The 14,916-nt window shown below is 31.1% G+C and carries 12 protein-coding genes; 1 reads left to right on the top strand and 11 read right to left on the bottom strand.

The window, feature by feature from the left end:
• Nucleotides 1-125 precede the first annotated feature (125 nt).
• From ACJDTP_RS26460 to ACJDTP_RS26415, 10 genes are all read right to left on the bottom strand, one after another.
• On the bottom strand, nt 126-1,448 hold the full coding sequence (locus ACJDTP_RS26460; RefSeq protein WP_406762899.1) for a gluconate:H+ symporter: 1,323 nt from the start codon (nt 1,446-1,448) through the stop codon (nt 126-128).
• 469 nt (nt 1,449-1,917) lie between these two features.
• Entirely contained in the window at nt 1,918-3,090 is a 1,173-nt protein-coding gene (locus ACJDTP_RS26455; protein WP_406762898.1) for a sugar diacid recognition domain-containing protein, read from the bottom strand.
• A gap of 157 nt (nt 3,091-3,247) precedes the next feature.
• On the bottom strand, nt 3,248-4,159 hold the full coding sequence (locus tag ACJDTP_RS26450; RefSeq protein WP_406762897.1) for a sugar phosphate isomerase/epimerase family protein: 912 nt from the start codon (nt 4,157-4,159) through the stop codon (nt 3,248-3,250).
• Nucleotides 4,160-4,630: 471 nt separating this feature from the next.
• Entirely contained in the window at nt 4,631-6,628 is a 1,998-nt protein-coding gene (locus tag ACJDTP_RS26445) for a methyl-accepting chemotaxis protein (RefSeq protein WP_406762896.1), read from the bottom strand.
• A 314-nt stretch (nt 6,629-6,942) separates the two neighbouring features.
• Nucleotides 6,943-8,400: a DASS family sodium-coupled anion symporter gene (locus ACJDTP_RS26440; RefSeq protein WP_406762895.1), complete on the bottom strand. Its 1,458-nt coding sequence runs from the start codon at nt 8,398-8,400 to the stop codon at nt 6,943-6,945.
• Nucleotides 8,401-8,797: 397 nt separating this feature from the next.
• The gene (locus tag ACJDTP_RS26435) at nt 8,798-9,091 is read right to left on the bottom strand and encodes an alpha/beta hydrolase family protein (protein ID WP_406762900.1); all 294 of its coding nucleotides are present in this window, start codon (nt 9,089-9,091) and stop codon (nt 8,798-8,800) included.
• A 166-nt stretch (nt 9,092-9,257) separates the two neighbouring features.
• Nucleotides 9,258-10,349, bottom strand: coding sequence for an iron-containing alcohol dehydrogenase family protein (locus ACJDTP_RS26430; protein WP_406762894.1), 1,092 nt, complete (start codon nt 10,347-10,349; stop codon nt 9,258-9,260).
• Nucleotides 10,350-10,392: 43 nt separating this feature from the next.
• On the bottom strand, nt 10,393-10,764 hold the full coding sequence (locus ACJDTP_RS26425; RefSeq protein WP_406762893.1) for a DUF1667 domain-containing protein: 372 nt from the start codon (nt 10,762-10,764) through the stop codon (nt 10,393-10,395).
• Nucleotides 10,761-11,999 carry an NAD(P)/FAD-dependent oxidoreductase gene (locus ACJDTP_RS26420; RefSeq protein ID WP_406762892.1) on the bottom strand — a complete coding sequence of 413 codons (1,239 nt, stop codon included), beginning with the start codon at nt 11,997-11,999 and terminating at the stop codon, nt 10,761-10,763. The genes ACJDTP_RS26425 and ACJDTP_RS26420 overlap by 4 nt, the downstream gene beginning before the upstream one ends.
• Nucleotides 11,999-13,453: an NAD(P)/FAD-dependent oxidoreductase gene (locus ACJDTP_RS26415; RefSeq protein WP_406762891.1), complete on the bottom strand. Its 1,455-nt coding sequence runs from the start codon at nt 13,451-13,453 to the stop codon at nt 11,999-12,001. The genes ACJDTP_RS26420 and ACJDTP_RS26415 overlap by 1 nt, the downstream gene beginning before the upstream one ends.
• Before the next feature lie 254 nt (nt 13,454-13,707).
• Between ACJDTP_RS26415 and ACJDTP_RS26410 the strand changes: the two genes are divergently transcribed.
• Entirely contained in the window at nt 13,708-14,562 is an 855-nt protein-coding gene (locus ACJDTP_RS26410) for an AraC family transcriptional regulator (protein ID WP_406762890.1), read from the top strand.
• 147 nt (nt 14,563-14,709) lie between these two features.
• On the opposite strand, the gene ACJDTP_RS26405 is transcribed toward ACJDTP_RS26410, so the two are convergent.
• Nucleotides 14,710-14,916: AEC family transporter (locus ACJDTP_RS26405; RefSeq protein ID WP_406762889.1), on the bottom strand; the 207-nt coding region annotated here is incomplete at its 5' end.

Below are 14,916 nucleotides of genomic sequence, written 5' to 3'. Positions count from 1 at the left end.
ATTTTTAATACAGCCATTTTATTTTTCTAATTTTAATTATATAAATGTCTCTTATAAATATCATCCCAAAATACTTTTATAATATTTTGAGATGATATATTAAATATTAATTTACCTAAGACATCTTAAAAGAAATTACTTAAAATTAACACGCCAATCAAACCAATTATTGATAATATACATGTATATGTGGTTCTAACTTTAATTGCCTGACCTACTGGTATGTTAAAATATTCTTTAAACATCCAGAAACCTGGGTCATTTACATGTGATGCGAAAATACTACCACATGATGTAGCTAAAACCATTAATTCCGGACTAACCCCTGAAGTTGCAACCATAGGTAAAATTATACCTGATGCTGTAGTTATAGCTACTGTTGCTGAACCAACTGCAGTTCTTACAGCTGCTGCAATAAGCCAAGCTAATATTATAGGCGAAATATTTAAACCACTTGTTAATTGGTTAACTGCATTACTTATACCTGCATCAACAATTACTTGCTTAAAAGCACCACCAGCACCAATTACACATATTATCATAGCAACAGCTTTTACTGATCCACCTAAGCTCTTCATTACTTCTTCCAATTTTCTTCCACGAGCAACACCAAGAGTATAACTGGCAATTAAAACAGAAATTAACAATGCAATTGGGGCATCACCAATAAAATTAATAACTTTTGCCGCAAATAATTTTTGATCTATAAAAAGTTCACCAAATGTAGCAAGAGCTATAAGAATTACAGGTACTAATGCAGCAAATAAGCTGTTTGCAAAACTAGGTAATTCCTCGTCCTTAAATGACTTAATAGATACTAAACCTTCTGGCATTGAAGCGTTAGTATTTAACACCCATTTTGTCCTACTATACCAGATTCCTACAATTAACGCAGCTGGAATAGCAATTATAAGTCCTATAAGTAATGTTCTACCCATACTTGCTCCATAAGTAACAACAACTGCTGCTGGCCCTGGATGAGGTGGTAAAAAGCTATGTGTTGTTGATAATCCAATAACTACTGGTAAACCAACATACATTAGCGGCATTCCAATTTCGGCAACAATAGTGAAAACGATTGGAATTAATACAATAAATCCTGCTTCAAAAAACATTGTAATACCAACAATAAGTGCAGTTAATAACATTGCCCATTGGACATTCTTTTTCCCAAACTTATTTATAAGTGTCATAGCAATACGATGTGCAGCTCCTGAGTCAGATAGTAACTTACCAAGCATTGCTCCAAAAGCAAGAATAAGTATTAAACTCTTTAACTGACCTCCGATTCCATTATACATTGATGCTGTAACTTTTTCTAAAGGCATTCCTAACATAAGTCCGACAATTAACGAAACCAATATCAATGAAATAAATCCATCAATTTTAAGTCCCATCATTAATACTAATAATATTAATACACCAAAAGCAACTGTAACTAGTGCCATATTCATCTCTCCCTTAACTTAATTTAATTCATTTCGATCCGTAGTTTTCAAAAAAGTAAGAAAATTTCTAAATTATAAAATATTTAGTCTGATAATTTAATAATTCACATCCTTTCCTTTTTACACTTTAAAGACAACGCATTACACCCCTGGTAATCGTTTTCCTAAGATGCATACTTCTGTAGATTTCAGAAATTAATAACTATCTTCTGAAAATTAACTTTTTTTAAAATAACTTACTCTTAGATTATCATATTTTTAACGCTATTATTCAATGTTAAATTGCACTATTTCCAATCGTTTTCATCTCGTTTTTTTCATTCATGTGCCCAATACTCTTTTATATCAACAACTCTTTTCTTTCAAAATCAAATTCTAAGAAGCACTTTATCATAAATATAAGGCACATGAAAGAAAATCTGCTCTTGCTGTAATCCAAGCAAGAGCAGACTAATTTTTTAGCTATATATTAAATATTATTATCTTTAACAGCACTATCTATCTCGAAATTAATTATCGAACTATATAACCAAAATAAATCAATATATTTCCTAGGATTTCTGTTAGTTAACTTATAAATTTTATCCAATCGATAACTCAATGTATTTCTATGTATATATAACCTGCTTGCTACATTATTTAACTCGCCATTCTCTTCTATAAGTACCTTTAGCGTTTCCCTCAGCACTTTACTCTTGTCATTTATTGAAATCAATTTATAGGTTTCTTCTAATTCATTAACTTTCCACTTCGCATTACTTTGAGAGAATAGCATATCATATTTCAATGATTCAAATATATAAATATGATCTTTAGGGTGCATTTTCTTTCCAAATTCAAGTGTTTCTTTGGCTATATCAAAAGACTTATATATTTCTAATAATTTATTGTATACTTTTCCAGTTGATATATACGTATCTATGCTCACTTCAGATTTAATTCTTAAAGCAACTTTACTTAAATTTTTTTCGTAATCTTCATTCTTGTTATTATAATGTAGGCACTTATGTAATAATACAATAGTATTTGAATTAATTACAACTGCTAGTGATTCCTTAAATGTTCCCTCTAATATTCTTATTATGCTACTAGACATCTCTAAATCATTCTTAGTAGATAAATTTTTTAAATCTAACTCAATAATAAAAATAATCATAGGATGCTCATATGTTAATTTAAACTTTTTAATATATTCATCCAGTAGAATAACAGAATTAGGTTTATTATAAATAAGTGCAAGCATCATCTCCTCTTTCATTCTATTAGTCCATTCCAGTTCTTTCATAACATGTTCTTGTTCTATCATCATTTCTGCTGTCATTTTAATTAATTTTCCATATCCCAAAACATCTTTAGGATTTCCTGTAATTCCTATTACTCCAACAACTCTATTTTGGAATTCTATAACCATATTAATACCTGGGTGAACCCCATGTAATTCCTTACTTTCATTTTCACTAACATTAAATTCCGATTCTCTTTTTAGAGCAATTATTGCCCCTTCATGGATAGTTCCAATTCTATCTGTATCTCCAGATGCTATTATAACGCCACTTTCATCCATTATATTAATATTATAGTTAACAACGCTCATGGTTCTTTCAACAATTCTTTTAGCTAATTCCTTACTTAAGAGTTCCATAAATTACCTCCTTATTTACACTGTGTGAATAAACATGGAAAAAATGTTATTGTATTATAACATTTATTTTTTATTTTAATATTCTCATAATTAGATAACTTATGTCCGGTTTAATATTCTCTCATTCATAAATTTTTTTCCACAAAGATAGAATGAATCAAAGTAATGTCCATGCTTTATTCAGCACTCTTTTTGAGTTTGCAATAATGATTTCTGAGTCCTCATTTTCCCAAGGTTTAACTTCAAATGATATTATATAAGGATTCTCTTCATTAAAAAACCCTTCATTTTTCATAACTTCAAGAAAATCTTTTACCTCTTTTACATCATTAACCCCATTTGGAAAGCCAAAACGTGGATGAGTATCTCCATATGCTGTTGCTCCACTTTTCATAACACAATTTCCAATATGAAAATGTGTTATATATGGCTTCATAGTTTGAATAGCGAATTTTGATGATTCATATGTTTGAGGTAAATGAGATAAATCTACAAGTAGCCCAAAATTATCTACATGCTTTCTCATATCATTTGCAAATTCAGCTGCATACGTAGCTGGGCCTATTAATGATTTTTTATCAAAATCATAATCAAAAACCTCAAGGGTAATTGACATATTCTTAGTTTTTGCATATTCACATAAATTTTTAGTTGTTTTCAATAATTGAATATATGCATCATCTTTTTTATTCTCATCATATTTTCCCGATAAAAATGATACACTTGCAGCTCCTAAATAATGTGCTTCATCAATGGATTCAATTAAAATATTCTCAGCTTTTTTTCTTTCCTCTTCATCTAAATGATTTGGATTTAACTTTGCACCTAATAATCTAGGCTGAGCGCCATATGCAATTGTCATATGGCTTTGTTCTAATAACATCTTTACTTCCTTTCTTATTTTTTCATCTGTAATATGCGTAATTTCTATAGCATTAAAATAATCATCAATTAAAACTTTTTTAATTGACTCAACAATATTATCTTGTTTTTCAAACTTCGTAGCTTCTGGGTAAGCCATAAAATGTATTAAACCAACATTCAGATATTTATTAATTGATTCATTCATAATTATATCCATTCCTTTCTTAAATTAAAGTAAGCTCGTCTTAATAGTTAATTTTCAATTGTTCAAAACTTAATCATTCAGCTATTAATTGTAAATAGCTATATAAAAATAATGCTAGATGGAATCTCTTTATCTTTAAATCAAAATATTCCATCTAACATCTATTATACATATCTTTTCGTTCTCATAACAACTTAACTTATTATATTTCTTTATAAATTATTCTAACACTTTAATATTTTTTTATTTTTTCAGTATATTAATTTTAACGTATTCTTATCTGACTTATCACTCCCTTGCACTTATAATAAATATATTTCACTGTCTACGCCTACAATAACATTGTAATAGTTTTCACATATTATTTCATCATTCATTTATCCAAACATATTTCTTCTTTTTTGTATAGTTGCACATATTTAAAATATGTAATTGAATGATAAAATTTGTCTATCCCATCTTTTCTTTTAGCTATTGCTTTCTTAATTCTGAATCCTCCTGAATTGTCTTAAATTTATTTGTTAATTTTTCAAGATTATCTACCATATCATTAAAGCTATGCACTGATGCTGTCATTTCTTCAATCGAAGCTACTTGCTCTTCTGTTGCAGCAGATATAGACTGTGTTTGACTGGATACTTTTTCAGATAGTTCAACTACAGACTCCAAATTAATGAATAACTCTTTGCTGCTATTATTCATATTACCTATTGATTGACTTACTTCATTCATATTTGTTGAAATTTCCTGTATAGTCCTAAATATCAGCTCAAAATAGCTGTTAGCCTCGCCAATTATCTTTGAACCAGCATCTACTTCATATATACCTTTATTCATCATTAAAGTTACATTTTCAGTTTCATTTTGTATACCATTGATGATATTATTTACTTGATTAGCAGCCTCTCCAGATTGCTCCGCCAATTTACGAACCTCATCAGCTACAACTGCAAAGCCTTTTCCTTGTTCTCCAGCACGTGCCGCTTCTATAGCTGCATTTAATGCTAACAAATTTGTTTGATCAGATATTCCTTTTATTACTTCCGTAATTTTACCTATTGATTTTGAGTGTTCTCCCAATTTACCTATAACCTTAGCAGTATCATTAACTGATTGTTGTATATTTCTCATGCTTGAGTTCACTTCATTTAGTGCCTCAGTACCCCTTCCAGAATAGTCTGATGCAATATTAACAGCGGAAGAAACTATATTAGACTTATCGCCAATATCATTTACCGCATCATTTAAAATCTCCATACCAAGGCTTATTTTATCTATTTTAGAGCTTAACTGAAAAGTTCCTTCTGCAATCATATTTGTATCTTCTGCAGTGCTCGTAGCCGTATTTGCTTGTTGCTCACAAACTTGTATCATCTCCCTTGAGTATTCTGAAACCTTTACTGAGTGCCCTTTAATATTATTTATAACTTCTTGAAGATTATAAATCATCCTTTCAAAGGACTTTCCTAAACTTCCTAACTCATCTTTTGATTTAATATTAAAATTATTAATGGTTAAATCTCCTTCAGATATCTTATTTGCGGCAGATAAAAGTAATTGAATTGGCTTTGTAGCACGCCCTGAAAGTATAAAAGTAATTCCGCAAGTTATAAATAATATTAATAATCCTATTAATGATATATTAATTGAATTTTTTATACTTTGCTGTACTGCAATTTTCTTTGGAATCTCTGCACATATTAACCATCCCGTCTTTTTATCTTGCATATAACTTATGATCATCTCTTGTCCATCTTTAGTAACTATTTCTGAACCGGTTTTTCCAGATAATCCATTACTTACAAAACTAAAACCATTTAAATCTTCGCGCTCTTCCAAGTTACTCATATTTTGTGTAGGATGAGCTAATACTTTTCCATCCTTATCTAAAATATATACTGTTACACCATCGCTTGAAAGTTCCTTAACATAGCTATTTAGCATATTAACTTCAAAAACCCCTTGTAATACCCCTATTACATCTCCACCATCTACATTTCGTACTGGTGAAGCAATAATAACTTGAAGCGTTCCTGCTGTCTTGCTTAAAATAACATCTGATACAACTTCTTCATTCCCCTTAGCGGCCAATTGAAAATAGTCTCGGTCATATATATTAGTCAGCGCTGAATCATTTGATTTAACTAATTGCTGTCCATTTGCATCCATAAAAGTTAATCCATAAAGATCGGGATATACTTTTATTGCCTCAGAAATAACCGGCTTAATTTTCTCCACATCATGACTACGAATAATCGGATTCCTTGCTAACACCTGTACTCCTGATAAATTTCTATCAACTAAATTTTGTATTTTTTCTTTAACGATTTCAGTCCTTTTTAAATTCTCTGACATTATACTTTCAATTGCTGCATTATTTGAAAAATACAAGTTAAGTAATGCAAAAATTATAATTGGCAAAGAACTTGTTATCAAAAGCAATAATGTCAATTTTTTTTTGATGCTCATGAATATGTACCCCCTATATATGATCTCCATTGGTTTTTAATAGCTATTTCTTTTATTGGTATTAAAATTTTTAATCGGATTAGTTCACATCTTTAACAAGCTATTTTTTACTTAAGGCATATGAAAGAAAATAACGAGTCCAAAATTCCATGATTATTTTTCATCAGGCGAAAAAGTAGATTGGGCTCATAGCTTGCCTATTAGTGCAATCTGCTGATGAAGCATGATTGGAAATGGGCACTTATGAAAAGAGCAGCTATGCTGCAATATGGAACTTTTATTGGCAGATGGACTTGTTATTTTTTTGATTATGCCTAATATAACCCTATCAATTTCCACCACAGCATTCCAATGCCGTACCAAATTATAACATGAAATATTGATACAATAAAGCCTACCTTCCACCATTTTTTCTGATCAATATACCCTGTTGCAAAAAACACGCTTCCATGTGCAACAGCATAATGAGTTAATCCTGAACTTAAAGCTGACATATTAGTAAGCAATATAATTGATATTATTGGTGGAACACCAACGCTTATTAATATGGCTAAAAAAGCTGAAAACAACGCAGTAAAATGAACAGTATTACTAGCAAATAAATAATGAGAATAATACATTGCTACTGCAACTAAAAATAATGCAATCCACCATGAAACTCCAGAAATATTTTGTTTAACCAAGCCACTTATCCAATCAACAATACCAAATTTATTTAATTGACCTGACATCATCATAAAAGATCCCTGCCAAATTAATAAATCCCAAATCTCCTTTTTCCCCGTAAACTGCTTCCAAGATACGATTCCTGTAGAAATAGCTACAACTAAGCCTAAAACAGCTACAGTTGTAGAATCTATGTTTAGCTTACTTCCAAACATCCACAGCAACAACACAGTAATAAATAATACTGTCATTATTTTTTCCGATTTTTTAATTCTTCCTAGTTCTTTTAACTTTTCATCCATTATTTTTCTTACATTATCCACTTTCTTGATTTCTGGTGGACAAATAAAGAAGATAATTAAAGGAATAATAATAAATCCAACCAAACAAGGTCCTAATCCTACTAAGAACCATGTTTGTAATGATATATTTCCATCAACACCTAATCCCTTTGCCATAGTAATAGCGAGAAAATTTACTGCTGAAGCTGTCATAAAAAATGACGATGATATAAAATTACTATGTAAAGCAGTTAGTAACAAGAATTCTCCTGCCTTTCCTTGAGTTCCATCCTCAACCTTCGAGCCATATCCCTCTGCTAAAGATTTAGCAATAGGTAAAACTATACCTGCCGATCTCGATGTTGCACTGGGAACAAATGCGCCTAGCAGAATTTCACATAAAACTAATGCATAACCAGCTCCTATAGTTCTCTTTCCAATTACTTTAATAATGTTATACGCTATTCTTTGACCTAACCCTGTATTAGTTATTCCCATTGAAAGACAATCTGCACATACTATAAGCCAAATAAGGCTCTCACTATAAGATGAAAATGCAGTTTGAACTGTAATTATGTGAGTAAATGTCAGTACAAAAATTCCAATAAAAGCTGCTAACCCTACTGATGTAGCTCCTATAGCACAAGATACTATAATAGACATAAATACCGCTAGAAGATACCACCCGTTTTGAGGTATCTCAGCAGGTTTAGGTAAAAAACAAATTGCAACTCCAACCATAATTGATACAATTAATGGAATTACTTTCACATTAGGTGTAAGTTTAACCTCATTTTCATTTACATTTGTATTTTGTACTACCATACTCAATCCCCCGTTTTAATTGATTCACAAATAAAATCCAGTACAATTTTACACAATTAAAAATAATGCAGAAGAACTAGCTGATACACAATATATCAGCTAGAACTTCCATAAATCATTTATAATAAAATTTACTTAACAATTTTATTATCATATTTTTTAACAATCATCTCAATATTCATAAGCACAATTTAATATCGTTTTCAATATACATTTTTTGTTTATATGCACATATTAATAAGTCAATCTTACAACGAGGTAAATAAACATTATTCATAATCATTCTTTTTTATTGTGTCATATTCTGCTAATTTTTTTATTTGCCCTAGCTTTCTCTTCAAATTATTCTGCTCTGAAAGAACTGCGTGATTATATATCTACTAAATATATTTAGTTTTTACTTCAAATGTTTATTAAAAAAGTAGCAAATATTTTCTTTCGTAGAGTCCTGCCAAAATTCATCTGAACCATGACCTGCACCCTTAAGAATATAAAGGTCACATTCCTTGCCCGCTGCAGCCATATTATCATGCATTAAAAAACTTTGACTGTAGGGTACAAGAGGGTCAGAATCACCATGCATAATGAGCATAGGTGCTGATTTTTCATTTACATGAAAAGCTGGGCTTGCTTCACGTGTTAACTCTGGCTTTGTTTCTTCACTTCCTCCGAGAAGAGCACTGCATGAGATTCTTCAACGCTCTTCCATCTGGAACCTGGTTGAAAAGGTTCATATTCAGCAACCGAATATGAACCTTTTTTCTGTTTTCTTTTTTCCTCAATAATAAAAATCTGCATTACAATTAGGAAATTCTCTTTCTTTTTACTATGTTTCCTAACATAAAATCATTTCTATTTTATTGACTCGCCTTCATTGCTAGATTGTCCACTCGCTTTATTGCACGAATTACCATATCCGCACTAACTGTAAATGGCATACATGACATTGCCTTAGAAACCGCAGAAGCTTCAGCTCCAATTTTAATTTCATCCTCAGAAAGCTCTGCCAGCTGATTTAAAGTAGTTGGAATTCCACAATCTAAAGCAAGTTCTATTTCTTCTAAGATTTCCACATCAGAACGTTCTTCCAATGCTAATAAGCATAAATTTCCATACCCGACAATTAATCCATGTGCTACTGTATGCATAACTGGTATTTTAGTAAATCCATTATAAATACCATGAGCTGCCGCATTTCTAATTTCTTCTCCTCCAAAAATAGATGATAAACCTGCAATAACAATAATAGCATCAACTGTGGCTTCGAACCCATCATTCATTTTCTTAGTTTCTACTGCCATACGAGCATCTTTTCCAAATTTCTTGATTATGTTATAACAGATTTCCCCATTGCTTACAGCTGAAATGGTTGAGCTGGTAGTTGATATACCTTTGGCTGCTGCTCGAAGTTCATACATTTTTGCTAATGTATCACCTATTCCTGCAATTAACCATTTTGATGGTGCATTTAAAATAATATCACTATCTATAATTACTGATGTTGGACATACATCATAAAACATGTTTTCTACGAATTCACCTTTCTCATTATAAAGCACAGTTAAAGGTGTTACTGCCGCACATGTAGCTGCAATAGTTGGTATAGTGATAACTGGTAATTTTGTGAATACTCCAATCGCCTTACCAGTATCCATCGCCTTACCGCCACCTACGGCAAGAATGATATCTGCTTTATGACATTCAACTTTTTTGACTAAATTATCAATATTATTCTTTGAACACTCTCCGCCATACCACTCTATACCTACAATTTCCACATTAGCTTTTTTTAAACTAATAGTTATCCTTTCTTCAGCAATTTCTAATGCGGTTTTACCTCCAATAACCAACACTCTTCTTCCATACTTCTTACAAATATCTCCTGCTTGATCAATTGCACCTATTCCTCTTACTACTTGATCTGGAAAAGGTAAAATGTTTATTGACATAATAAAAATTCCTCCTTTTTTAAATTCTCTAATTTCTTAATAATTAGATATTAGAACCTTCTACTACATTTTTAGTAGCAATTACATCGCTATCTAAGCTGAGTACATTTTTTATAACTACTTGACTAATTGTAACTGGTGCTTTTAATTTTATCTTTTTTATTTCATTCATCACATCAAATATGCGTTCTTTAGGTATAGATTTTGTTAATCTAACGCTTACTAATGGCAAGATACCACCCTCAACAGAAACTGAAGTTGCAATATTTCTTTTTGGATTTATCAACTCTTGTTCTACATACTCTTTACCTCTTGAACAAGTTGCTCCTTCAATTTCTAAAATAGTTGTACCTTCTATTTTTGCTTCAATTTCACATCCATTTGGACATATAATACAAGTGTATTCTTTTATCATCTTACCACCACCTTTATATCATCTGGGGATTTAAATTTAGCTCCTTCAAGCTTAATTTGAATCATTTCGGCTGGAATTGCTTTTTTTAGTTTTACAGTTTTTATCACTTCGTCATTTTGTATAACATGAATTTCACAATTTTTGAAAGGCTTTCTTACACGCATTGAGAGCTTAAAGTCTTTAGCGCCACTAATTTTTTGTGGAATTGTATGATTTATATTTGAATCAGTGGTTATATTTATGCAGCATTCTGAAAGCTTACCTTTATTAACGTAATCGGCCACAGACTCTGAAAGTGCTTCTGCCTCAATAGAAACGAAATCGACTAAATCATGCACCTGAAGTACATTACCTGCAGCAAAGATTCCTTCTACATTAGTTTGATAATTTTCATCTACAATAGCTCCCTTTGTTCTATTATCAAGTTCTACACCAGCAGATAAGGATAATTCATTTTCAGGAATTAATCCAACGGATAAAATCAACGTGTCACAAGCATAGTCTTTCTCAGTTCCAGGTATAGGTCTAAAATTCTCATCAACCTTGCTTACAGTAATCCCCTCAAGTCTAGAATGCCCTTTAATCTTGGTAATAGTATGGCTTAGGTACAATGGAATATTATAATCATTTAGACATTGTTCAATATTTCTTGGAAGCCCACTTGGGTAAGGTTGGATTTCGAAAACAGCCTTTACTTTTGCACCTTCTAAAGTCATTCTACGTGCCATTATCATTCCAATATCTCCAGAACCTAGAATTATAACTTCCTTACCAACCATAGTATTGTGAAGATTTATATAGGCTTGTGCTACACCAGCGTTATATACTCCAGAAGGTCTTGTACCAGGTATGCTTATGGCTCCTCTAGTTCTTTCTCTACATCCCATGGTTAATACTACAGCCTTTGCTTCATATTCAAGAAGTCCACTTTTTGAAGCAGCAATAACTTTTTTTTCTGATGTAATATCAATAACTGTCGCATCAGTAATAGTTTCAATACCAAGTTTTTCAACTTCATCTATAAATCTCTGAGAATATTCAGGACCTGATAATGCTTCCTTGAATCTAGCAAGTCCAAATCCATCATGAATACATTGTCTAAGAATTCCGCCAAGTTGTTTTTCTCTTTCAAGTATTACGATATCAGAAATCCCTTTTTTCCTAAGCTGCACTGCTGCTGCTAATCCAGCTGATCCACCACCAATTATTACAACATCTTTCTTAATTACTGTCATTAGTCTCTCACCTTCCCTTCAAACATATAAGAACCTACTCGTGAATACATTACATCTTCTTTATTTTTATTCTTTTCTTCATTAATAATTTCAGTAATTCTTGTTTCACAGTAACCGCCTTGACATCTTCCCATAGTTACTCTTGTTCTATTTTTAATACCTGTTACGGTTTCAACTCCTAAACAATTATGAACTGCTTCTAATATTTCACCTTTTGTAATACATTCGCATCTGCAAATTATTTCTCCATAGTTGGAGTCTTTTTCTATAAGCTCTTTCTTAACTTCATTACTCTGTTCCGAAAAATTTAATATCCCTTTTCTTCTTGGATTGAATTTCTCATTAGGAATTAGTTCTTCTTTTTCCTTAAACAGAGCAACTGTTCTTCTGGCAATAGGTAGAGCACCTGTTAATCCTGGCGACTCTATACCTACTAGGTTAATAACATTCGGAACTTCATTTCTTCTTTCTATGACAAAATCTAAAGTTTGTCTTGTTCCTTTAACTATAAGCTTAGGTCGTATTCCAGAAAAGCTTCTAATTATATCCTCTTTCTTAAAAGGTTTAAACATCTTCATACCATCTTTAATTAAATCATCTAGTACAGGCTGCGTTACTCCATAGTCCTCAAAATCTTCAATAAATTCAGAGCTTGGACCAATTAATACATTTCCATCTACAGTTGGAGTTGCATGAGTAGCGAAACCACCTTTCTCATCTGGTGCTGGATATACAGGCATGCTTATATGCTTTCCAGCTTTCTTGTCTAAAAGAAAATATTCACCTTTAAAACCGCCAAGTGTATAACCATCTATACCTAACATATTTGATATAACTACTGAATTTAAACCAGCTGAATTTACTACCCATCTTGTTTCATAGGTATCTTTAACTGTTTTTACTTTATATATTCCATTTTCACGCTTAATATCTATTACTTCGTTGTTAAAATAAAAGTTCACACCATTTTGCTTAGCATTCTCAGCAAGAGCAACTGTATAAGTGAAAGGATTTAATATTCCAGAAGACGGGGCAAGCATTGCAAACTCTCCACCAGCACTTGAATCTAATTCTTGAAGTCTTTTTTTATCTATTATTTCAAGACCTTTAACGCCATTTGCTTCTCCTAAAGCTTTATATTTTAATAAACTTTCCATATCTTTATCTGTAAAACCAATTACTAATTTTCCAGTTCTTTTAAAAGGAACATCTAATTCCTCTGATACTTTTTCAAATTCAGCATTACCTTCCACAGCACACTGAGCTCTTAAAGATCCCGTTTTATAGGTAAAACCTGCATGCAATACACCTGAATTTCTTCCGCTAGTTTCACAACATACGTCTAATTCTTTTTCTAAGACACCAATTTTAAGTTTATATCTTGAAAATTCTCTTGCAATAGCACTTCCAACTACGCCTGAACCAACAATTAATACATCATATGTTTGTTTCAATTTGCAAACACCTCCATATAGATTTATAGTATAGTATACATGTAGAACTTACTGTGTATAATAAATATTTTGCTTATTAATACGTTTTCAAACAACTATAGTATCACATTTTTTTTAAATCTTTGCTTGGATTTTTTTGATTGAAATATTGCAAATCTTGCAGTAACATTAAATTATATAATTTAAGACACATTAAGAAAAATAACAAGTTCATTTGTCAGACTATTTTGATGTGCCTAAGGAGGAAGTTTCGCATGGATTATACAAAATTATTTCTACATGATGATAAAAGCTATAATTTAAAACATAGTATATTCAATTCATCTACTGACATTTTTCCTCATGCACATAATTCTTACGAAATTATACACTTTGTAAATTTTTCAGGAACTTATTCTGTTGAGGGGCATATTTATGAAATTGGTAAAAATGATATTCTTATTACAAATCCTAACGAAATACATAGAGCACTTTTACCACCAGACACAATATTTGAGAATCAACAATTACAACTAAAAGAGGCCTATCTTGCCGAATTTATTTTTGATGACTATAATCCATTTAAAGCATTAAGACATAGAGAGCTTGGGTGTCAAAATAAGATAGATGCTTCAAAAGTTAAGGAATATGGACTTGATGTATTGTTTGATAAAATAACATATTATCATGAGAATCAATTACCTGAGAGCAAGGTAATGATTAAAGCCCTATCTCTCCAATTATTAACTTATGTTAATAATATTGTTACAATCACACCGGTAAAAAAAGATAATTATACTATCCTTGAAGATATTTTAATATATATAAACAATAACCTTACACAAAAAATTACATTAAAATTTCTTGAGAATAAATTTTTCATAAGTAAATATAATATATCTCGTATTTTTAAACAACAAATAGGATATACCTTTGTTGAATATATAACTACTAAACGTATTCTCTTAGCAAAGGAACTTATTTTAAATGGAATGTATGCTTCTGATGCTGCACTTGAGGCTGGATTTTCTGATTATTCTAATTTTTATAGATGTTTTAAAAAGGCTACAGGTATATCCCCTTACGATTATAAGACTCAATTGAGCAAGAACACAGAAATAAATGTATGAAAAACCAAAACAGAAGTGTATAAATTAGCACACCTGCGAAATTTTAAACTTTCGTAGGTGTGCTAATTTATACTTAATTTGTAATTCATTTTTCCTTTATTATCCTCATATTGATACATCAGTAAAGTATGCACAACTTGGACACACTTATTTTAATACTAATGATAGTATAGGAATTGTGAACAATGAAAAAAATGTGGAGAGAACTACTAATTTGGACCCAAATTGGGCATTTCCATTATACTTTTGAGCTAACATAGCAGTTGACGTTCCTGCTGGCATTGCCCCCATAATTACAATAATAGCCGTTACTAGTGGATCAATATGAAATAATATTAAAACAGCATAAAACAA

This window comes from Candidatus Clostridium helianthi (assembly GCF_045310795.1).
GTDB classification, from domain to species: Bacteria; Bacillota; Clostridia; order Clostridiales; family Clostridiaceae; genus Clostridium; species Clostridium helianthi.
This window is presented reverse-complemented; position numbering and strand designations above follow the sequence as displayed.

What these genes read in the sequence shown, in the direction of transcription:
- ACJDTP_RS26430 (WP_406762894.1), bottom strand. Translation starts at nt 10,349, where the DNA reads ATGTCAATAAACATTTTACCTTTTCCAGATCAAGTAGTAAGAGGAATA.
- ACJDTP_RS26420 (WP_406762892.1), bottom strand. Translation starts at nt 11,999, where the DNA reads ATGACAGTAATTAAGAAAGATGTTGTAATAATTGGTGGTGGATCAGCT.
- ACJDTP_RS26440 (WP_406762895.1), bottom strand. Translation starts at nt 8,400, where the DNA reads ATGGTAGTACAAAATACAAATGTAAATGAAAATGAGGTTAAACTTACA.
- ACJDTP_RS26455 (WP_406762898.1), bottom strand. Translation starts at nt 3,090, where the DNA reads ATGGAACTCTTAAGTAAGGAATTAGCTAAAAGAATTGTTGAAAGAACC.
- ACJDTP_RS26460 (WP_406762899.1), bottom strand. Translation starts at nt 1,448, where the DNA reads ATGGCACTAGTTACAGTTGCTTTTGGTGTATTAATATTATTAGTATTA.
- ACJDTP_RS26450 (WP_406762897.1), bottom strand. Translation starts at nt 4,159, where the DNA reads ATGAATGAATCAATTAATAAATATCTGAATGTTGGTTTAATACATTTT.
- ACJDTP_RS26410 (WP_406762890.1), top strand. Translation starts at nt 13,708, where the DNA reads ATGGATTATACAAAATTATTTCTACATGATGATAAAAGCTATAATTTA.
- ACJDTP_RS26445 (WP_406762896.1), bottom strand. Translation starts at nt 6,628, where the DNA reads ATGAGCATCAAAAAAAAATTGACATTATTGCTTTTGATAACAAGTTCT.
- ACJDTP_RS26425 (WP_406762893.1), bottom strand. Translation starts at nt 10,764, where the DNA reads ATGATAAAAGAATACACTTGTATTATATGTCCAAATGGATGTGAAATT.